Annotated in this window: 27 protein-coding genes; 7 read left to right on the top strand and 20 right to left on the bottom strand. The window is 46.5% G+C overall.

Features of this window, described 5'->3' with window-relative positions; all coding sequences use genetic code 11:
- The first annotated feature begins 222 nt into the window (after nucleotides 1-222).
- The gene (locus NOG12_RS11385; protein WP_153826365.1) at nucleotides 223-975 is read left to right on the top strand and encodes a hypothetical protein; all 753 of its coding nucleotides are present in this window, start codon (nucleotides 223-225) and stop codon (nucleotides 973-975) included.
- 116 nt (nucleotides 976-1,091) lie between these two features.
- Here NOG12_RS11385 and rplQ read toward each other — a convergent pair whose 3' ends face one another.
- The 17 genes from rplQ to rplN form a co-directional block, all read right to left on the bottom strand.
- Nucleotides 1,092-1,493 carry a 50S ribosomal protein L17 gene (rplQ, locus tag NOG12_RS11380; RefSeq protein ID WP_110076608.1) on the bottom strand — a complete coding sequence of 134 codons (402 nt, stop codon included), beginning with the start codon at nucleotides 1,491-1,493 and terminating at the stop codon, nucleotides 1,092-1,094.
- Nucleotides 1,494-1,532: 39 nt separating this feature from the next.
- Nucleotides 1,533-2,522: a DNA-directed RNA polymerase subunit alpha gene (locus tag NOG12_RS11375; RefSeq protein ID WP_313933314.1), complete on the bottom strand. Its 990-nt coding sequence runs from the start codon at nucleotides 2,520-2,522 to the stop codon at nucleotides 1,533-1,535.
- A gap of 25 nt (nucleotides 2,523-2,547) precedes the next feature.
- The gene (gene rpsD, locus NOG12_RS11370) at nucleotides 2,548-3,168 is read right to left on the bottom strand and encodes a 30S ribosomal protein S4 (protein WP_110076606.1); all 621 of its coding nucleotides are present in this window, start codon (nucleotides 3,166-3,168) and stop codon (nucleotides 2,548-2,550) included.
- A gap of 30 nt (nucleotides 3,169-3,198) precedes the next feature.
- A complete protein-coding gene (rpsK, locus tag NOG12_RS11365; RefSeq protein WP_026861007.1) occupies nucleotides 3,199-3,588 on the bottom strand; it encodes a 30S ribosomal protein S11 in 390 nt (129 codons plus the stop codon).
- An 11-nt stretch (nucleotides 3,589-3,599) separates the two neighbouring features.
- Complete coding sequence (gene rpsM / locus NOG12_RS11360; protein WP_110076605.1) at nucleotides 3,600-3,956, bottom strand: 30S ribosomal protein S13; 357 nt, start codon at nucleotides 3,954-3,956, stop codon at nucleotides 3,600-3,602.
- Nucleotides 3,957-4,089: 133 nt separating this feature from the next.
- A complete protein-coding gene (gene rpmJ, locus NOG12_RS11355; protein ID WP_055439830.1) occupies nucleotides 4,090-4,203 on the bottom strand; it encodes a 50S ribosomal protein L36 in 114 nt (37 codons plus the stop codon).
- Nucleotides 4,204-4,228: 25 nt separating this feature from the next.
- Complete coding sequence (gene secY, locus NOG12_RS11350) at nucleotides 4,229-5,557, bottom strand: preprotein translocase subunit SecY (RefSeq protein WP_153826364.1); 1,329 nt, start codon at nucleotides 5,555-5,557, stop codon at nucleotides 4,229-4,231.
- Between the two features lie 5 nt (nucleotides 5,558-5,562).
- Entirely contained in the window at nucleotides 5,563-5,997 is a 435-nt protein-coding gene (gene rplO / locus NOG12_RS11345) for a 50S ribosomal protein L15 (protein WP_110076603.1), read from the bottom strand.
- 3 nt (nucleotides 5,998-6,000) lie between these two features.
- Nucleotides 6,001-6,183, bottom strand: coding sequence for a 50S ribosomal protein L30 (gene rpmD, locus NOG12_RS11340; RefSeq protein ID WP_110076602.1), 183 nt, complete (start codon nucleotides 6,181-6,183; stop codon nucleotides 6,001-6,003).
- A 6-nt stretch (nucleotides 6,184-6,189) separates the two neighbouring features.
- Nucleotides 6,190-6,696: a 30S ribosomal protein S5 gene (gene rpsE, locus NOG12_RS11335; RefSeq protein ID WP_110076601.1), complete on the bottom strand. Its 507-nt coding sequence runs from the start codon at nucleotides 6,694-6,696 to the stop codon at nucleotides 6,190-6,192.
- A 9-nt stretch (nucleotides 6,697-6,705) separates the two neighbouring features.
- Nucleotides 6,706-7,059 (bottom strand): 50S ribosomal protein L18, encoded by a 354-nt coding sequence (rplR, locus tag NOG12_RS11330; RefSeq protein ID WP_110076600.1) that lies wholly within the window; start codon nucleotides 7,057-7,059, stop codon nucleotides 6,706-6,708.
- Between the two features lie 9 nt (nucleotides 7,060-7,068).
- The gene (rplF, locus tag NOG12_RS11325) at nucleotides 7,069-7,602 is read right to left on the bottom strand and encodes a 50S ribosomal protein L6 (RefSeq protein ID WP_110076599.1); all 534 of its coding nucleotides are present in this window, start codon (nucleotides 7,600-7,602) and stop codon (nucleotides 7,069-7,071) included.
- A gap of 14 nt (nucleotides 7,603-7,616) precedes the next feature.
- Complete coding sequence (gene rpsH, locus NOG12_RS11320; RefSeq protein ID WP_110076598.1) at nucleotides 7,617-8,009, bottom strand: 30S ribosomal protein S8; 393 nt, start codon at nucleotides 8,007-8,009, stop codon at nucleotides 7,617-7,619.
- Between the two features lie 26 nt (nucleotides 8,010-8,035).
- Nucleotides 8,036-8,341 (bottom strand): 30S ribosomal protein S14, encoded by a 306-nt coding sequence (rpsN, locus tag NOG12_RS11315; protein WP_110076597.1) that lies wholly within the window; start codon nucleotides 8,339-8,341, stop codon nucleotides 8,036-8,038.
- 11 nt (nucleotides 8,342-8,352) lie between these two features.
- Nucleotides 8,353-8,892 carry a 50S ribosomal protein L5 gene (gene rplE / locus NOG12_RS11310; RefSeq protein WP_153826363.1) on the bottom strand — a complete coding sequence of 180 codons (540 nt, stop codon included), beginning with the start codon at nucleotides 8,890-8,892 and terminating at the stop codon, nucleotides 8,353-8,355.
- Between the two features lie 21 nt (nucleotides 8,893-8,913).
- Nucleotides 8,914-9,228: a 50S ribosomal protein L24 gene (gene rplX, locus NOG12_RS11305; protein WP_110076595.1), complete on the bottom strand. Its 315-nt coding sequence runs from the start codon at nucleotides 9,226-9,228 to the stop codon at nucleotides 8,914-8,916.
- Between the two features lie 10 nt (nucleotides 9,229-9,238).
- Nucleotides 9,239-9,607, bottom strand: a complete 369-nt coding sequence (rplN, locus tag NOG12_RS11300) for a 50S ribosomal protein L14 (RefSeq protein ID WP_092593899.1) — start codon at nucleotides 9,605-9,607, stop codon at nucleotides 9,239-9,241.
- Nucleotides 9,608-10,074: 467 nt separating this feature from the next.
- Between rplN and NOG12_RS11295 the strand changes: the two genes are divergently transcribed.
- From NOG12_RS11295 to NOG12_RS11270, 6 genes are read left to right on the top strand one after another with little or no spacing between them, the layout of a single operon-like run.
- The gene (locus NOG12_RS11295; RefSeq protein ID WP_153826362.1) at nucleotides 10,075-12,864 is read left to right on the top strand and encodes a monovalent cation/H+ antiporter subunit A; all 2,790 of its coding nucleotides are present in this window, start codon (nucleotides 10,075-10,077) and stop codon (nucleotides 12,862-12,864) included.
- Entirely contained in the window at nucleotides 12,865-13,209 is a 345-nt protein-coding gene (locus tag NOG12_RS11290; RefSeq protein WP_110076593.1) for a Na+/H+ antiporter subunit C, read from the top strand.
- Nucleotides 13,209-14,732: a monovalent cation/H+ antiporter subunit D gene (locus NOG12_RS11285; protein WP_313933313.1), complete on the top strand. Its 1,524-nt coding sequence runs from the start codon at nucleotides 13,209-13,211 to the stop codon at nucleotides 14,730-14,732. The genes NOG12_RS11290 and NOG12_RS11285 overlap by 1 nt, the downstream gene beginning before the upstream one ends.
- On the top strand, nucleotides 14,722-15,213 hold the full coding sequence (locus NOG12_RS11280; RefSeq protein ID WP_153826361.1) for a Na+/H+ antiporter subunit E: 492 nt from the start codon (nucleotides 14,722-14,724) through the stop codon (nucleotides 15,211-15,213). The genes NOG12_RS11285 and NOG12_RS11280 overlap by 11 nt, the downstream gene beginning before the upstream one ends.
- On the top strand, nucleotides 15,207-15,476 hold the full coding sequence (locus NOG12_RS11275; protein ID WP_110076590.1) for a K+/H+ antiporter subunit F: 270 nt from the start codon (nucleotides 15,207-15,209) through the stop codon (nucleotides 15,474-15,476). The genes NOG12_RS11280 and NOG12_RS11275 overlap by 7 nt, the downstream gene beginning before the upstream one ends.
- An 11-nt stretch (nucleotides 15,477-15,487) precedes the next feature.
- On the top strand, nucleotides 15,488-15,850 hold the full coding sequence (locus tag NOG12_RS11270; protein ID WP_110076589.1) for a Na+/H+ antiporter subunit G: 363 nt from the start codon (nucleotides 15,488-15,490) through the stop codon (nucleotides 15,848-15,850).
- On the opposite strand, the gene NOG12_RS11265 is transcribed toward NOG12_RS11270, so the two are convergent.
- Genes NOG12_RS11265 through NOG12_RS11255 form a run of 3 tightly spaced genes read right to left on the bottom strand, consistent with a single transcriptional unit; the run spans nucleotide 15,847 to nucleotide 17,342 of the window.
- On the bottom strand, nucleotides 15,847-16,563 hold the full coding sequence (locus tag NOG12_RS11265) for a hypothetical protein (protein WP_313933312.1): 717 nt from the start codon (nucleotides 16,561-16,563) through the stop codon (nucleotides 15,847-15,849). The genes NOG12_RS11270 and NOG12_RS11265 overlap by 4 nt on opposite strands.
- Nucleotides 16,544-17,044 carry a tetratricopeptide repeat protein gene (locus tag NOG12_RS11260; protein WP_110076587.1) on the bottom strand — a complete coding sequence of 167 codons (501 nt, stop codon included), beginning with the start codon at nucleotides 17,042-17,044 and terminating at the stop codon, nucleotides 16,544-16,546. Before NOG12_RS11260 ends, NOG12_RS11265 begins: the two co-directional genes overlap by 20 nt.
- On the bottom strand, nucleotides 17,037-17,342 hold the full coding sequence (locus NOG12_RS11255; RefSeq protein WP_162014563.1) for a DUF192 domain-containing protein: 306 nt from the start codon (nucleotides 17,340-17,342) through the stop codon (nucleotides 17,037-17,039). The genes NOG12_RS11260 and NOG12_RS11255 overlap by 8 nt, the downstream gene beginning before the upstream one ends.
- Nucleotides 17,343-17,374: the final 32 nt, after the last annotated feature.

The raw sequence follows: 17,374 nt of genomic DNA, 5'->3' as shown, positions 1-17,374 counted from the left end.
TAAGGATCATATTCAAAGGCGCAAGATCTTTTTTCACTTTTTTGTTTGATCGCTTTTTTTTTAATCACAATGAACGAATTTTATCTATTTATTGTCTATAAACAGTGCTAATGTCTTTGCATAAGCATAAAAACAATAATATTCAGTACTTACATTAAGTACCAATAACAACGGGGTGTGTGCGTGAAAGTTAGTTGCCTATCTATAGCATTAACGAGTTTGATGCTTGCTGCTACAGTTCATCCGACTGTGGCACAGGAGATCAAACCAACCGAACAGCAATTAGTTGCTGGTAAAGATCTAGATCAACAACGGTTGGTAGAAACTTACTCAAGAATGTATCGCTACTATGAACGCCGCAATTTTAACTCCCAACGTTCGGTTCGAATATTATTAAGCAATTACCCGCAACATGTAACTCCTATCTTGGCAGCTGCGTTCGACCGTTATCCTATGCATTACCGGCACATCATGCGCGCTGCAATTCATGCCGAACCAGCCTTCACTAGTGAAATCGTTAGTATTGCGCTGCAACAACAAATAGCTGATCCCGCTGATATCGTAAAAATTGCAGTCGAGGCCGAGCCAAGTTATGCGGACACTATTGTTAACTTAGCGAGCGATAACTCCCCTAGCGCGATTCACGAACTCGTTAAAGTTGCTGTTTTGGTCGAGCCTGCTACCGCTGATACTATTCTCCGTGGTACCAATGTAGAAGACCTGACCCGCTTTGAATTAGTACTGCGTTCATTATTAGATGCAGTACCTACCTTAACTCAGTATCTAAGCCAAACCGTAGCTGACCTTATTGCTGGTGATTCAGCTCAAGAAGAAGTAACTGATTACAGCGAGAGCCAGGAACGAGCACGGGCAGTAGCTTTATTAAGATCTGCACACCGTGCAGGTATTCCGGAAGGAGATCTCGAATTGATTGCTACCAGATACAAGATCGCAGAAACCGAGTATCTCGATTAACCGGTAACTTTAGTGTTTTTTCGGAAATAACCTTAGCAAAAAGCAAACTATAAAATACAAAAAAGCCGAGATGCATAACATCTCGGCTTTTTGTTTAAGTGCTGTATAAACAGAACTTATTCTTCTACTGCAACTTCTTCAGCTTCAGTAGCATCTACTTCTGGACGATCAACTAATTCAACGTAAGCCATTGGTGCGTTGTCGCCAGCGCGGAAGCCACACTTCAAAATACGAGTGTAACCACCAGCGCGTTCTTGATAACGCGGGCCTAATTCGTTAAACAGCTTGCCAACAACTTCTTGATCGCGAGTGCGAGCAAAAGCCAAACGGCGATTTGCAACGCTATCTTGCTTCGCTAATGTGATTAGCGGTTCAATTACACGACGCAATTCTTTTGCTTTAGGCAAAGTGGTTTTAATCACTTCGTGACGAACCAAAGAGCTTGCCATATTGCTGAACATCGCTTTGCGATGGCTGCTGTTGCGGTTGAGTTGACGACCACTCTTACGATGGCGCATACCTATACCCTTCTCAGTAATTCTCTGTAAAAGATGAACTTAGTCGCGATCAACCAAGCTTGCCGGCGGCCAGTTCTCTAGGCGCATGCCTAAAGACAAACCACGTGATGCAAGCACGTCTTTGATCTCGGTGAGCGATTTTTTACCCAAGTTAGGAGTTTTCAACAACTCAACTTCGGTGCGCTGCACTAAGTCACCAATGTACTGAATAGCTTCTGCTTTTAAACAGTTCGCAGAACGCACAGTTAATTCCAAATCGTCTACTGGACGTAGGAGAATCGGATCGAATTCCGGTTTCTCTTCTTTCTCAACAGGCTCGCTAACATCGCGTAATTCAACAAATGCTTCTAGCTGTTGCGCTAGAATTGTTGCTGCACGACGAATCGCTTCTTCTGGATCCATTGTACCATTGGTTTCCATGTCGATAACCAGTTTATCCAAGTCGGTACGCTGCTCAACACGTGCTGAATCAACACTGTAAGCAATACGCTCAACTGGACTGAAAGATGCATCTACTAATAGACGACCGATTGGACGCTCTTCATCGTCAGCAGACTGACGTGCCGAAGCTGGAACGTAACCACGACCACGCTCAACTTTGATCGACATTTCGATCTCAGTGTCACCAGTTAAGGTGCAGATCAGGTGATCAGGGTTAACGATCTGGACATCACCATCATGGGTGATATCACCAGCCTTGACAGGGCCCGCTCCAGATTTTTTCAAGGTCAGAATCGCTTCATCTTTACTTTCCATGACGATTGCTAAACCTTTAAGGTTCAACAAGATCTCGATGATGTCTTCCTGAACGCCCTCTTTAGCACTGTACTCATGTTGTACACCAGCAATTTCTACTTCAGTCACTGCACAACCTGGCATTGACGAAAGTAAAATGCGGCGTAGAGCATTACCCAGCGTGTGGCCGAAACCACGCTCAAGAGGCTCCAACGTCACCTTCGCGTGAGTCGGGCTGATTTGTTCAATATCGACTAGCCTTGGTTTTAGGAATTCGGTAACAGAACCCTGCATTGTGTCCTCTCTTTATACTTAAGCTTTACTTAGAGTAAAGCTCTACGATCAACTGTTCGTTAATTTCAGCAGACAAATCAGAACGCTCTGGAAGACGTTTGAACTGACCTTCCAATTTGCTGTTGTCTACTTCCAACCACACTGGCTTCTCACGTTGTTCAGCAAGTTCCAATGCAGCTGCGATGCGCGCCTGCTTCTTCGCTTTTTCGCGAACTGACACAACATCTTCCGGACGTACTTTAAACGACGGAATGTTGACTACCTGTCCGTTCACTACTACTGCTTTATGGCTTACCAACTGGCGCGCTTCAGCACGAGTTGACGCGAAGCCCATACGGTACACCACGTTATCAAGGCGTTGCTCAAGCAATTGCAGCAGGTTCTCACCAGTGTTGCCCTTAATACGGGCAGCTTCTTTGTAATAGTTACGGAATTGCTTTTCTAATACACCGTACATACGACGTACTTTTTGCTTTTCACGTAACTGTAAACCGTAATCAGACAAACGACCGCGACGAGCGCCGTGCTGACCCGGTGCGCTTTCGAGCTTACATTTCGTATCGATTGCGCGAACGCCGCTTTTCAGGAACAAATCTGTTCCTTCACGACGACTCAGTTTGAGTTTTGGACCCAAATATCTAGCCATGTTCTTTCTCCAACTATCGTATGGCGCCTATTAAACGCGACGTTTCTTAGGCGGACGACAACCGTTGTGAGGAATAGGAGTCACATCAGTAATATTAGTGATGCGATAACCTACAGCGTTCAACGCACGAATCGATGATTCGCGGCCAGGACCTGGGCCCTTAACGAACACTTCAAGGTTTTTCAAACCATATTCCTTTGCCATTTCACCTGCACGCTCAGCTGCAACTTGCGCTGCAAAAGGGGTAGATTTACGTGAACCACGGAAACCTGAGCCACCTGCTGTCGCCCATGACAGGGCATTACCCTGACGATCGGTGATAGTCACAATGGTGTTATTGAAAGATGCATGGATGTGGGCCATGCCATCAGCGACTTGTTTTTTAACGCGCTTACGAGTACGAGTTGGTTGTTTAGCCATTTCTCAACTCCCTACTTCTTAATTGGTTTACGCGGACCTTTACGGGTGCGCGCATTAGTTTTAGTGCGCTGTCCACGTAGAGGCAAGCCACGACGATGACGTAGACCACGGAAACAACCGAGATCCATCAAGCGTTTGATATTCATTGAAACTTCACGGCGAAGATCGCCTTCAACAGTGTATTTTGCTACTGCGTCACGAAGCTCATCTAATTTTTCTTCTGACAAAGAGCCGATTTTGGCATTTTCTTCCATACCGATCGAAGCCAAGATAGCTTTCGAGCGAGTACGGCCGATACCGTAAATCGCAGTAAGGGCAATTACTGCATGCTTATTGTCAGGAACGTTAATGCCAGCGATACGGGCCACTAACACGTCTCCTTTAGTTTATATGGGTCTTACCAGTTGAAAAGCCCGTTAGGATACTCAACCAGACGCCAATTTGCAAACATCTAAAAGCCGCAGCCAAAAATAATTTTTGACTGCGGTCTTCTTCTTCGAATTAACCTTGCCGCTGCTTATGCTTAGGGTCACTGCAAATTACTCGCACAACACCGTTGCGCTTGATAACTTTACAGTTACGGCAGATTTTCTTCACGGAAGCACGAACTTTCATTGCTACACTCCGTAATTATCCAATCTTAACGACCGAAGCCTTTAAGATTAGCTTTCTTCAGGACAGAATCATATTGATGAGACATCAAATGAGTTTGTACCTGCGCCATAAAATCCATGATAACCACGACGATAATCAATAGAGACGTTCCACCAAAATAGAATTGAACGTTCCACGCAATCATCATGAACTCAGGAACCAAACAGACAAAGGTAATGTACAACGCGCCTGCAAGGGTCAAACGGGTCATTACTTTATCAATGTATCGTGAGGTTTGCTCACCTGGACGAATACCAGGAATGAACGCACCAGACTTCTTCAAGTTATCTGCTGTCTCGCGAGGGTTGAACACCAACGCAGTATAGAAGAAACAGAAGAATATAATTGCCGCAGCATAAAGCATTACGTAAAGAGGCTGACCTGGCGATAACGTCAGAGACAACTCTGTTAAGAAGTTTGCTACCGCACCTTCACCTTGGCCAAACCAAGTTGCGATGGTACCTGGGAACAAAATAATGCTTGATGCAAAAATCGGCGGAATAACACCAGCCATGTTAACTTTCAATGGCAAATGTGTACTCTGCGCAGCAAAAACCTTACGGCCTTGCTGACGTTTTGCGTAGTTTACCACAATTCTTCGCTGTCCGCGCTCTACGAAAACAACAAAATAGGTAACTGCAACTACAATAACGCCAATCAGCAATAACAGTAATAAAGGTAAATCACCTTGACGCGCTTGTTCTGCCGTCTGCCCAATGGCTGACGGTAGGCCCGCGACAATACCGGTGAAGATCAGAATAGAGATACCGTTACCAATCCCACGCTCAGTAATTTGCTCACCTAACCACATTAAGAACATGGTACCGGTGACTAAACTTACTACAGCAGTGAAGTAAAACCCGAAACTTGGATCAATAACTAATCCAGGCATCAGGCTTGGTAAGCCTGTAGCTATACCAATGGATTGGACCGTTGCGAGAATTAACGTTCCCCAACGGGTATATTGGCTGATCTTACGCCGTCCAGCCTCACCTTCTTTTTTCAATTCAGCTAACCGCGGATGAATAACCGACGCTAACTGCATGATAATCGAAGCCGAGATGTACGGCATAATACCAAGTGCAAAAATCGAAGCACGCTCGAGAGCACCACCAGAGAACATGTTAAACATGGCTACGATGGTGTCTCGTTGCTGATCGAATAATTGCGCCAACACAGCGGCATCTATACCAGGAATCGGCACGAAGGAGCCCGCACGGAACACGATTAACGCGCCGATAACAAACAGCAGTCGACGTTTAAGTTCCGACGTGCCACCTTGAGCTCTGTTAGATTCCAATCCTGGTTTAGCCATGTGCCCTATCCTTCGATTTTGCCGCCAGCAGCTTCAATAGCTTCGCGGGCGCCTTTGGTGACCTTGATGCCTTGTACAGTAACTGCACGGTTTATTTCGCCAGACTTAATAACTTTAACGTTAAGAATGTCTTTACGAATTAAACCAGCTTCTTTTAAAGCTGCAACAGTTACGGTATCACCAGCAACTTTAGCGATCTCTGCCAGGTTAACTTCTGCAGTCACGAATGACTTACGTGAAGTAAAACCAAACTTTGGCAAACGACGTTGGATTGGCATTTGGCCACCCTCGAAACCTGGCTTGATAGAGCCACCAGAACGAGAAGTTTGACCTTTATGACCACGTCCACCAGTTTTACCAAGGCCTGAGCCGATACCACGGCCGAGACGCTTCTTGCTAGTTTTCGCACCAGGTGCAGGGGAGATAGTATTCAGAAACATGTCTTAGTCCTCCACCTTTACCATGTAATAAACTTGGTTCACCATGCCACGTACAGCTGGAGTATCTTCCAGCTCTACAGTGTGACCAATACGGCGTAGACCAAGACCACGTAGAGTAGCTTTATGCTTCGGTAAACGACCGATAGAGCTACGCGTCTGCGTTACTTTAATTGTCTTATTCGCCATTGTTCACTACCCCAAAATGTCGTCAACGCGCAATCCACGCTTCGCCGCAACTTGCTCCGGCGATTTCATGTTGTGCAATGCCTTGATAGTGGCACGAACAACGTTGATTGGGTTGGTTGAACCGTATGCTTTTGAAAGCACGTTGTGTACACCGGCTACTTCGAGTACCGCACGCATTGCACCACCGGCAATGATACCTGTACCTTCAGAAGCTGGTTGCATAAATACTTGTGAACCTGAATGACGGCCTTTAACTGGGTGTTGTAAGGTATCACCTTTCAACTGCACGGTTACCATGTTGCGGCGCGCTTTTTCCATTGCCTTTTGAATAGCAGCTGGAACTTCACGTGCTTTACCATAACCGAAACCCACTTTACCTTGACCATCACCAACCACAGTCAGTGCAGTAAAGCTAAAGATACGACCACCTTTAACAACTTTAGCTACACGGTTTACTGTGATCAGCTTTTCTTGCAGGTCACTTTGTTGAGCTTCTACATTTGCATTTGCCATGTTCGTCTCCTAGAACTGAAGTCCAGCTTCACGAGCGGCGTCAGCTAATGCTGCTACACGACCGTGATAACGGAAACCACTGCGATCAAAAGCGACGTTCTTAACGCCTTTTTCAATCGCCCGTTCAGCGATCAGCTTACCCACTGCTTTAGCTGCATCTACGTTACCAGTTGCTTTCAACTCGTCACGTAAAGCTTTTTCAACAGTAGAGGCTGCTGCCAGTACTTCAGAACCGTTCGATGCGATTAGCTGAGCGTAAATGTGCCGTGGTGTACGGTGAACGACCAGGCGGTTTGCACCCAACTCTTGCATTTTCTTACGAGGGCGCGTTGCGCGACGTAAGCGAGCTGTTTTCTTGTCCATCGTTTTACCTTACTTTTTCTTGGCTTCTTTACGGCGCACTTGCTCATCGGCATAACGAACACCTTTACCTTTGTATGGCTCAGGCTTACGGTATGCGCGAATGTTAGCTGCTACTTGACCAACTAACTGCTTGTCTACACCTTTAACGACTATCTCAGTTTGTGCTGGGACTTCGATGGTGATTCCTTGTGGAATCTCGAACTCTACAGGATGAGAGAAGCCCAGAGATAAGTTAAGTTTGCTACCGGCAGTATTTGCACGGTAACCAACACCTACCAACTGTAACTTACGCTCAAAACCTTGCGCAACACCAACCACCATGTTTTGCAGTAACGCGCGTGCTGTACCCGCTTGTGCAGTAGCGTTAGCTACGCCTTCACGAGCAATAGTACGTAAAGTGTTGTCTTCAACAACAACTTCAACTGCGTCGTTTACCACACGGCTCAATGAGCCTTTGGCACCTTTAATTGTCACTTCCTGGCCATTTAGCGTAACTTCAACGCCAGCAGGAATGGCAATAGGTGCTTTAGCAACTCGTGACATTTCCTAACTCCTCGTTAAGCTACGTAACCGATAACTTCACCGCCAAGACCCGCTTTGCGAGCGGCACGGTCGGTCATCAGGCCTTTAGAAGTAGAGACTACTGCGACACCTAAACCACCCATTACTTTAGGTAGTTCGTTGCGTTTCTTATAGATACGCAAACCAGGGCGACTTACGCGCTCGATTGATTCGATAACAGGCTTACCTTCAAAGTATTTCAAAGTAATTTCTAGTTCAGTCTTAACTTCACCAGATACATTGAAATCCGCGATATAACCTTCTTCTTTCAGAACTTGGGCAATAGCCACTTTCTGTTTAGAAGCAGGCATGCGCACGGCGACTTTGTTAGCACCCTGAGCGTTGCGGATGCGAGTGAACATATCCGCAATTGGATCTTGCATGCTCATATTTGCTTTCTCCCGTGACTCGTGGCTTACCAGCTAGCTTTTTTCAAGCCAGGAATTTCACCGCGCATCGCTTTCTCACGTACTTTAATACGGCTCATGCCGAATTTACGTAGGAAACCGTGTGGGCGGCCCGTTACGCGACAGCGGTTACGCTGACGGGTTGGGCTCGAATCACGAGGAAGGCTTTGCAATTTAAGCACGGCTTCCCAACGCTCTTCGTCCGACGTCGCCGGATCGCTGATCACATGTTTAAGTGCGATGCGTTTTTCTGCGTATTTAGCTGCTAGCTTTTGACGCTTCAGCTCACGCATTTTCATTGACTCTTTTGCCATAACTCTACACCTTACTTCTTGAACGGGAAGTTAAAGGCAGCGAGCAAAGCGCGAGCTTCGTCATCAGTGCCTGCAGTAGTGGTGATAGTGATATCCAAACCACGAACCTTATCAACTTTATCAAAGTCGATTTCAGGGAAAATGATTTGTTCACGTACGCCCATACTGTAATTTCCACGACCATCGAAAGATTTCGGGTTCAAACCACGGAAATCACGAACACGAGGAATTGCAATAGAGATTAAACGCTCTAAGAAATCCCACATGCGCTCGCCACGCAGAGTCACTTTACAGCCAATCGGGTAGCCTTCACGGATTTTGAAGCCAGCGACAGATTTACGAGCAACAGTACGTACAGGACGTTGACCAGAAATAGCTTCTAGGTCGCTTACTGCGTTGTCGAGAATCTTTTTGTCTGCCAGAGCTTCACCCACACCCATATTGAGTGTGATTTTTTCAATCCGAGGGACTTGCATGACGCTGTTGTAGCCGAACTGTTTAACCAGTTCAGGAACTACTGATTCTTTGTAAAAATCATGCAGTTTCGCCATCGTAAAACTCCAAATTTAAAATTAAATGATTGCGTTGTTAGACTTGAAGAAACGAACTTTTTTGCCGTCTTCAACTTTAAAACCAACACGATCTGCTTTACCAGTCTCTGGGTTATATACCGCTACGTTAGAAACGTGAACAGGGGCTTCCTGCTCAATAATGCCGCCAGCAACGCCAAGAGCCGGATTTGGCTTCTGGTGTTTCTTAACGATATTAACGCCTTCAACGAATACACGATTTGAACCGGTATCGACTTTCAGCACTTTACCGCGCTTACCTTTGTCTTTACCTGCCAGGACTACTACTTCGTCATCACGTTTAATTTTTGCCGCCATAACTGACTCCTTACAGTACTTCTGGTGCCAGAGAGATAATCTTCATGAATTGCTCAGAGCGTAATTCACGAGTCACTGGTCCAAAGATACGAGTGCCAATCGGTTGTTTGTTGTTGTTTAACAAAACAGCCGCGTTGCGGTCAAAACGGATGACTGACCCGTCTTGACGACGGACGCCTTTCTTGGTGCGAACGACCACCGCATTCACAACATCACCTTTCTTCACTTTACCGCGAGGAATCGCTTCTTTAACAGAAACTTTGATGATATCGCCAATGTTTGCATACCGGCGGTGCGAGCCACCCAGAACCTTAATACATTGTACGCTGCGGGCGCCCGAGTTATCGGCCACTTCCAGTGTAGTTTGCATTTGGATCATTGCAGTGCTCCGCTTGATTAATAAAACAGACTCTCTCGAGCCACTGTTTTTACCCTAATGTACCTTACTTCTCAATTCGAGAAATAAAGACTTTCCCCCATAAAAAGGGCGGCGAATTGTAACAGATAAAATTCGTATATGGTAGTGCGATATGAGAAATAATTAATGGGGATAAGATTTCAGGTCATCTAGGAGATCGAAGCGCTATCAAACAGTTCGTAACCAGTGCGAGCAAAACCATCAACTTGGCTTTTGTTTTTCTCGCAATGGTGAGTAGCTTAACCCATCCTGAATATTTTTTCATCAAAATAGCTCTGCTTATTTATGAGTTCAAAGCACTCATTAAACAGCCGAAAGTGCGGCATCGCCGATAGTTTAGCTGTTGGCAAGCCTACTACTCTAGTGGTAAATTCAATCTCAATAACGCAATACGACAGATAAAATTCAGTCACTTGGATAAGGTACTTATGACTTTAGCAGCTATTGTTTTACTGCCGTTTATTGGGGCATCGATTCCCCTAATCTTGCGCCAGCGTGGGCGCGCTAGCATAAGCGTAGCCAGCGCTTCAGTCACCCTTGTGGCATTAGTATTGCTAGCTACATTAGCCATGCAGACCTTGAACGGAGCTGTACCCTCATTCTTTCTAAACTGGTTACCAAACATTGGTTTAGACTTTTCCTTACGTTTAGATGGCCTCTCGTTACTGTTTGCGACACTAATCCTTGGTATCGGGCTATTAATCATCATTTATGCCCATTACTACCTCAGCGCTAAAGATGACAGCGCCAAATTCTTTGCCAGCCTGATGCTATTTATGGGCTCGATGCTTGGCATTGTGACAGCCAATAACCTGATCCTACTTTGGTTATTTTGGGAACTAACTAGCATTTCATCGTTTTTATTGATTGGCTTTTGGTCGCATCAAAGCACTGCCCGACGTGGTGCACGCATGGCCTTAGCTATTACTGGCGGCGGTGGCCTCGCGTTACTCGCCGGGATTTTACTAATCGGCAATATTGCCGGTAGTTACGAACTCGATCAAGTGATTGCCGCTGCTGATCAAATTCGTGCTCATAGCTTGTATCTTCCGGCGCTGCTTTTGGTTTTGCTGGGGGCCTTTACTAAATCAGCACAGTTTCCGTTCCAGTTTTGGTTGCCGCATGCAATGGCAGCGCCAACACCCGTGAGTGCCTACTTACACTCAGCAACTATGGTCAAAGCAGGTATCTTTTTACTAGCCCGTTTGTTCCCCGTGCTTGGTGGTACTCACGAATGGTTCACCATAGTCACCTTAACAGGTCTTGCTACTATGTTGTTCGGAGCCTACTTCGCCCTCTTCAAGTCGGACTTAAAAGGGCTACTAGCTTTTTCTACGATCAGCCATCTCGGTTTAATTACGATGCTATTGGGACTAGGCACCAGCGGAGCGATTTTTGCTGCTTTATTCCATATTTTAAATCATGCCACCTTTAAAGCCGGCCTGTTTATGATTGCTGGCATCATTGACCATGAAACTGGCACTCGTGACATGCGTAAACTAAGCGGCTTAAGAAAGTTTATGCCGGTGACCATGGTATTGGCGATAATCACTTCCGCGGCAATGGCTGGGGTACCGCTGTTTAACGGGTTTTTATCGAAAGAACTCATGTTTATGGAGAGCTATGAGCAGCAATTGTTTGGCGCATTGTCCTGGTTTGTACCCGTGTTAGTTACCCTGGGTGCGATGTTATCAGTCGCCTATTCGATTCGGTTTGTACATGACGTCTTTTTTGATGGTGAGCCAGTAAAACTCACCGTTACTCCACACGAGCCGCCGTTAATGATGCGGGTACCGGTTATTATTTTAGCAGCCTTGTGTGTGTTGGTTGGGTTGCTACCCATGTTATTTGTTCCCAACTTTTTACAGCCCGCAGTAGATTTACTCGCACCGAGCCCACTCACCATAAAAATAGCTCTGTGGCACGGTTTTAACATACCGTTACTCATGAGTGTGCTAGCACTGGTAGGTGGAGCCGCAATCTACATTCAACGGGCTGAACTCTTTAGTTTTAACCGACAATTTGATCATCGCGATGCCAAAGAAACCTTTGCCTATATCGTCAGTAGCGTTACTGCGTTTTCGGATCGCCTGATACAACGAATTGAAACTGGGTCGCTGCAAAGGTACATGGCCGCACTGCTATTACTCTGTATTCTTTTCGTTATCCCAGAATTAGCTAAGATAGATGCATTAACTGGTACCCGAGCACAATTACCGATTGACTCCGTAAGCTTAGTGGGGGCAATCATTATCATCCTTACAGCGATTGGTACCGCAGCCTTTCATCATATGCGCTTGACCTCGCTGATGATGTTATCGGTGGTAGGCTTGATGGTGTCCTTGGTATTTATTCACTTTTCAGCTCCTGATTTAGCTATGACCCAACTGGTAGTAGAAGTGGTTAGTATCATTTTGATGATTTTAGCCCTCTTCTTCATGCCTCAAAAAACGCCTAAAGCATCTAGCGGGCGTCGTGTAGCGCGGGATGTTTTATTAGCTGGCTTTATTGGTGGGATTGTCGGTACGCTTAATTACGCGCTACTGACACGACCTCTCTCGTCCATTTCAGACTTCTTCTTAGTTAATGCCAAACCCGGTGGCGGCGGTACTAACGTGGTGAATGTCATTCTGGTCGACTTCCGGGGTTTTGATACCCTCGGTGAAATTACCGTGTTAGCCATAGCAGCTGCTGGCATTCACAAGCTACTCAATAACCTGCGGCCCTTTATGCCATCGAGTGACATTGATGGGCGTCCATGGCATCGGGTCAAACATCCCTTATTAGTGCAGACAGTCGCACAAGCCTTATTACCCTTAGCTCTGATGGTATCTGCTTATATTTTCCTGCGCGGTCATAACTTACCTGGTGGTGGCTTTATCGCGGGTTTGATTACTTCTGCAGCGATGATTTTGCAGTACATGGCGAATGGTGTGGACTGGGTAAAACATCGATTTGATTATAATTACCAAACCTTAGCCTCAGTTGGGGTGATGATTGCCCTATTCACCGGCATTGGCAGTTGGTTCTTCGGTGCTAACTTCCTCACCTCGTGGTTTACCTACTTAGATTGGCCGGTTGTCGGCAAGTTTGAAATCGCCACGGCCATTCTTTTCGATCTCGGCGTCTACCTAACTGTTATCGGTGCGACCTTGATGATTCTTGCTAATTTCGGACAAATGACAACCAGACACAGACCACGTCAGGAGGGTAACTAAATGGAAGCACTGTATGCAATTACCGTAGGCATGCTCACGGCTTGCAGCGTCTATTTAATCTTACGTGGCCGCTCTTTTCCGATCGTAATAGGTATCACCATGCTGTCCTATGCGGTTAACTTATTTCTATTTTCGACTGGACGCTTAGTGATAAACCAAATTCCTATTATCGGTGCAGCGGATCAATACACAGACCCGCTTCCACAAGCTTTGGTGTTAACCGCCATAGTGATAGGTTTTGCAATGACCGCCTACTCCATTATTTTGGCGGTAAGGGTTCGTGGTGAATGGGGTTCTGATGAAGTAAATGACACTAGCCCCAACGATGGGGAGGGCAATCGCTAATGCTTGTTTCTGCTCATTTAGTTATTTTGCCAATCATACTGCCCATGCTGGCGGCGTTACTGCAATTATTGCCATGGGGAGCCCAACCTCAGCGTTATCGGCGCGCCATCGGTATTCTAGCCTCGATGCTAGCCGTATTACTGTCAATTCAACTGCTAATTGCAGTTGACCAAGGGCCGCTGGTCTATGCTCTAGGCAATTGGCAGGCACCGTTTGGCATTGTCTTAGTGGCTGACAAATTATCAGCATTAATGATCTTACTGACGAATTTATTGGCGTTACCGGTATTGATCTACTCCTGCTATGGCGAAGATAACCTAGGCTCGCACTTTCAAGCGTTGTTTCAATTTCAATTACTAGGAATCATTGGGGCATTCTTGACGGGCGACTTATTTAACTTGTTCGTATTTTTTGAAGTTCTGCTGATCTCTAGTTATGCCTTATTAATGCATGGTGGCGGCAAGTTGAAGCTTCGTGCAACCTTACATTATGTGTTGTTGAATTTAGCCGGATCAGCAGTTTTCCTGATTAGCCTTGGGGTTCTGTATGGTATTACCGGTACCCTAAACATGGCTGATATGGCTAATAAAGTTGCGCTTCTGACTGGTGATGACGCCACTATTGCCCGAGCTGGAGGCATGTTATTACTGGTTGTGTTTGGCTTGAAAGCGGCTCTGTTACCGCTCTATTTTTGGCTACCCCAAGCCTATGCCACCACAACGGGTGCAGTTGCAGCTCTGTTTGCGATTATGACCAAAGTGGGCGTGTACTCAATTATCCGAGTCTTTACCCTAATCTTTGGCGTCGATGCGGGTACTGCTAGCCTACTCGGCTATGATTGGCTCTGGTGGCTAGGTTTAGCCACGCTGGGCATAGGTGCCATTGGAGTTTTAGGTAGTCGCGACCTACGTGCCGTGATTGCTTATCTGGTAGTAATCTCTATCGGTACCATGCTCACCACATTCAGCATGAACAGTGAACGAGCCATTAGCGCAGTCATGTTCTATATGCTGCATTCGACCCTCATCACTGGCGCACTCTTTTTACTCACGGATGTGGTGGCGGAGCAGCGCGGAAAAACCGCTTCCCGTATTGTGAAAGGGCGCAAGATGGCGCAGCACGGTACGCTCGGGATGATGTTCTTTATTGCGGCTATAGCCGTTATAGGAATGCCGCCATTCTCAGGTTTTATTGGTAAGCTATTTATTCTTGAAGCCGCACGCACAGGTGCCCAAGTTGCGCTATTGTGGCCGTTAGTACTTGGCAGTACCTTCTTGATGATGATTGCACTTTCACGCGCGGGTAGCAGAATGTTTTGGCATACTTTGGATGGCAAACCTGGTGAGGTTCGCCACCCGACCGGGCAATTAACTGCAATAACGCTGTTGCTAGCCACTATTGTTGGGTTAACGATTTTTGCCAACCCGGTTAGCAGTTATACCCAAGCTATAGCGAACGATTTAGTTCATCCCAGTGCATATAAAAATGCAGTACTAGGAACGGGAGTTAGCGATGTTAAATAAAATCTTTCCGGCCCCTAGACTATCCCTATTTCTATTGGTCTTTTGGTTACTATTACAGAACTCCATCTCATCAGGATTAGTGGTTTTAGGTGCGGTACTTGCGCTCTTGATTCCGCTTTATACCCACCGAGGGCGAGACTTTGCCACTAAAATTCATCGGCCGCTGAAAGCCGTTGAGTATTTTCTAGTGCTGTTAGTGGACATTATTCTTTCTAATTTTAATATCGCCGCAATCATCTTGCTGCCACGCCGACGGATACAGCCGGCGCTTTTTGAATACCCACTTGAGATAACTGGCGAGGTCCCTATTACCGTACTCGCCAGTACCATTAGCTTGACCCCTGGCACCATCACCGCCGAGATTCGTCGTGATGGACGGGCCTTGCTCATTCATGCGCTCAACGTAGCTGATCACGAAGCTATGATTCAGCAAATAAAAACTCGCTACGAAATGCGCCTCAAGGAGATTTTCAAATGCTAACTATTGCTGTTCAAATAGCTTTTGCGCTCTTTTGTTTAGCATTATTGCTAAACGTGTGGAGATTATTTCACGGCCCAGATCTAGCCGACCGCATTCTAGCCTTAGATACCATCTACATTAATTCTCTGGCGCTTTTGATTTTGTTAGGGATTTGGCATCACACCACGGCTTATTTTGAAGCAGCCCTGCTGATTGCCATGTTGGGCTTTATTGGTACGGTAGCGGCAGCGAAGTTCCTGCTGCGTGGCGACATTATTGAATAACGAGGTAGACAATGGAAACGCTTCCAGCATGGGCTGAATGGCTAGCTTCAGCTTTAATTCTTATCGGCGCTATCTTTGGCCTCATTGGTTCTGTTGGATTAGTTCGCTTGCCCGATTTTATGGCACGATTACATGCTCCAACAAAAAACACCACACTGGGCGTCGGTGGTGTTATTTTGGGTTCAATCGTCTATTTCAGCGCCAGCCAACAAGGGCTATCACTACATGAGCTTTTAATTGCCATATTTTTATTTTTAACGGCACCTATCAGTGCTCACCTACTCGCAAAAGCTGGCTTGCACTTAGAGCTGAAGCGAGTGAGTCGTACGCGTGACTACCGTGATCGCCCAGAACAGTATTCAGACCGAGATTAATCAATACAGCCGCTCGCACTTTGCAAACAAGCTGCGAGCCGCTCGTACTGAGCGTTGATGGTTGCATAAGCGGTGGCAAAATCGCGTCCATCCTCCAAGTATAAAAAATCAAGATGAAGCTGCCCTAATACTTCCAGTTGAGTTCCCCTAAGAGTATCGGTTGTAAGTGACTGACCACTCACCTTGGTTAGCACGTCAAGTTGCTGCGACCTGATCTCACTCACATTGCGCAGGTGATGTCCCTGCATATCAATATCCACATCAATGGTCTGCAAATACTCACCATGACGTAAAAGCTTCTGCCCGGCGAAACTGACTTGTTGCGGTGGAATAAGTGTCACTTGAATCGCATCCTCATGAATAAATTCTGCTGTATCGCCTAATCCTGCCGATAATGCATCTAACTGCGATGCACTTAGCCCCACCAGCCGCACGACAAAGCTATCACCTTGACGAAAGCCCTGAATCGTTTGCGCTGGCATCGGCAAACCATAATGTAGCGCAACATCATCCAGACCTTCAGGCCAAAACACGTGCTCGTTATAATAGGCCCAAACCGCTTCTTGCCAATGCCACCACTGGCCATGCCAATAACGCACTTGCGCTAGTGATGATTGCGGCGGTGGTTGCTTTAACACATAAGCGCTACCTGCTAGCACCATAAGAACGGCGATAACAGGTAACATCAGCCCCCTAATATGATGGTTTTTCATCGTGCTGCTCAGCTATGGGGGACTCTACTCGGTGCAAGGCTAAAAGCTGTTGCATTAACATCTCGTATTCATAGCGCTGAGCTTGGTTATTGCGAGCACCAAAAGAGGTCGGCATGCCCAAATACGCATGTCCTGCTAGCAGCAGCTCGGTTGCCTGCCGTAATCTGATAGCAGCTAAGTTCTTCCAAATATCTGGCTGCTGGGGATTGTTTGCTAAACAAAATTGATACGCCTCATAAGCAGCATCATAACGATGTACGCGGTAGTTAACATGACCAATATCACACCATACTTGGCCTTGTTCCGGATAGGCATCAAGGACTTGACGCCACAGCCCCTCAGCAAAATGCAGGTCGCCCTGACGATAGGCTGTTTGTGCGGCATAAAGAGCCGGCTCTAATTGCAACTCCAATTCTCGGCTTTGTGTGGTTTGGCACCCCATAAGTAACAGCGCCAGCACCAGCATTGAAATCCTATTCATAGCAGAGTTCCTTCTGTTCAAACGTAAGTGATTGCCCCAACCAGTGCTCAAATGGCCAAGGACTGCCGGCTCCACACTCAATAATCGAATCGGCCCCAGCGATACGCAGCACTCGCGCGGGCTGCACATTTCGATGAACCGCTACGATGCGCAGCTGACTGTCTAGTCCAATAATGTCAATGGCGAAGCGCATGCCCCAGGTATGGATAGATCTGCAGCGCGGAAACCAAAATGCTCGCTGGTGGCTGGTGGCGCGTAGATAGAGCATCCCCACTAACCGCTGGGGAAAATATTTCATAACTCGCACATCGCGCCAGAGGCAGCGCTGTT

Origin of the sequence: Pseudidiomarina fusca (assembly GCF_032227045.1) — a bacterium.
Classification (GTDB): domain Bacteria; phylum Pseudomonadota; class Gammaproteobacteria; order Enterobacterales; family Alteromonadaceae; genus Pseudidiomarina; species Pseudidiomarina fusca.
The sequence above is the reverse complement of the archived record's forward strand: the minus strand, read 5'-3'. Positions and strand labels throughout refer to the sequence as shown.

Bases quoted from the DNA above. Each gene is read 5' to 3' on its own strand.
- rplF (WP_110076599.1), bottom strand. From the start codon at position 7,602: ATGTCACGAGTTGCTAAAGCACCTATTGCCATTCCTGCTGGCGTTGAA.
- rpsE (WP_110076601.1), bottom strand. From the start codon at position 6,696: ATGGCAAATGCAAATGTAGAAGCTCAACAAAGTGACCTGCAAGAAAAG.
- rplO (WP_110076603.1), bottom strand. From the start codon at position 5,997: ATGTTTCTGAATACTATCTCCCCTGCACCTGGTGCGAAAACTAGCAAG.
- NOG12_RS11280 (WP_153826361.1), top strand. From the start codon at position 14,722: ATGTTAAATAAAATCTTTCCGGCCCCTAGACTATCCCTATTTCTATTG.
- rplR (WP_110076600.1), bottom strand. From the start codon at position 7,059: ATGGACAAGAAAACAGCTCGCTTACGTCGCGCAACGCGCCCTCGTAAG.
- NOG12_RS11385 (WP_153826365.1), top strand. From the start codon at position 223: ATGCTTGCTGCTACAGTTCATCCGACTGTGGCACAGGAGATCAAACCA.
- NOG12_RS11290 (WP_110076593.1), top strand. From the start codon at position 12,865: ATGGAAGCACTGTATGCAATTACCGTAGGCATGCTCACGGCTTGCAGC.
- rplE (WP_153826363.1), bottom strand. From the start codon at position 8,892: ATGGCGAAACTGCATGATTTTTACAAAGAATCAGTAGTTCCTGAACTG.
- NOG12_RS11375 (WP_313933314.1), bottom strand. From the start codon at position 2,522: ATGCAGGGTTCTGTTACCGAATTCCTAAAACCAAGGCTAGTCGATATT.
- NOG12_RS11265 (WP_313933312.1), bottom strand. From the start codon at position 16,563: ATGAAAAACCATCATATTAGGGGGCTGATGTTACCTGTTATCGCCGTT.
- rpsN (WP_110076597.1), bottom strand. From the start codon at position 8,341: ATGGCAAAAGAGTCAATGAAAATGCGTGAGCTGAAGCGTCAAAAGCTA.
- rplN (WP_092593899.1), bottom strand. From the start codon at position 9,607: ATGATCCAAATGCAAACTACACTGGAAGTGGCCGATAACTCGGGCGCC.
- rpsK (WP_026861007.1), bottom strand. From the start codon at position 3,588: ATGGCTAAACAACCAACTCGTACTCGTAAGCGCGTTAAAAAACAAGTC.
- secY (WP_153826364.1), bottom strand. From the start codon at position 5,557: ATGGCTAAACCAGGATTGGAATCTAACAGAGCTCAAGGTGGCACGTCG.
- NOG12_RS11260 (WP_110076587.1), bottom strand. From the start codon at position 17,044: ATGAATAGGATTTCAATGCTGGTGCTGGCGCTGTTACTTATGGGGTGC.
- rpmD (WP_110076602.1), bottom strand. From the start codon at position 6,183: ATGGCGAATAAGACAATTAAAGTAACGCAGACGCGTAGCTCTATCGGT.
- NOG12_RS11285 (WP_313933313.1), top strand. From the start codon at position 13,209: ATGCTTGTTTCTGCTCATTTAGTTATTTTGCCAATCATACTGCCCATG.
- NOG12_RS11275 (WP_110076590.1), top strand. From the start codon at position 15,207: ATGCTAACTATTGCTGTTCAAATAGCTTTTGCGCTCTTTTGTTTAGCA.
- rplQ (WP_110076608.1), bottom strand. From the start codon at position 1,493: ATGCGCCATCGTAAGAGTGGTCGTCAACTCAACCGCAACAGCAGCCAT.
- NOG12_RS11295 (WP_153826362.1), top strand. From the start codon at position 10,075: ATGACTTTAGCAGCTATTGTTTTACTGCCGTTTATTGGGGCATCGATT.
- rpmJ (WP_055439830.1), bottom strand. From the start codon at position 4,203: ATGAAAGTTCGTGCTTCCGTGAAGAAAATCTGCCGTAACTGTAAAGTT.
- rplX (WP_110076595.1), bottom strand. From the start codon at position 9,228: ATGGCGGCAAAAATTAAACGTGATGACGAAGTAGTAGTCCTGGCAGGT.
- rpsH (WP_110076598.1), bottom strand. From the start codon at position 8,009: ATGAGCATGCAAGATCCAATTGCGGATATGTTCACTCGCATCCGCAAC.
- NOG12_RS11255 (WP_162014563.1), bottom strand. From the start codon at position 17,342: ATGAAATATTTTCCCCAGCGGTTAGTGGGGATGCTCTATCTACGCGCC.
- NOG12_RS11270 (WP_110076589.1), top strand. From the start codon at position 15,488: ATGGAAACGCTTCCAGCATGGGCTGAATGGCTAGCTTCAGCTTTAATT.
- rpsD (WP_110076606.1), bottom strand. From the start codon at position 3,168: ATGGCTAGATATTTGGGTCCAAAACTCAAACTGAGTCGTCGTGAAGGA.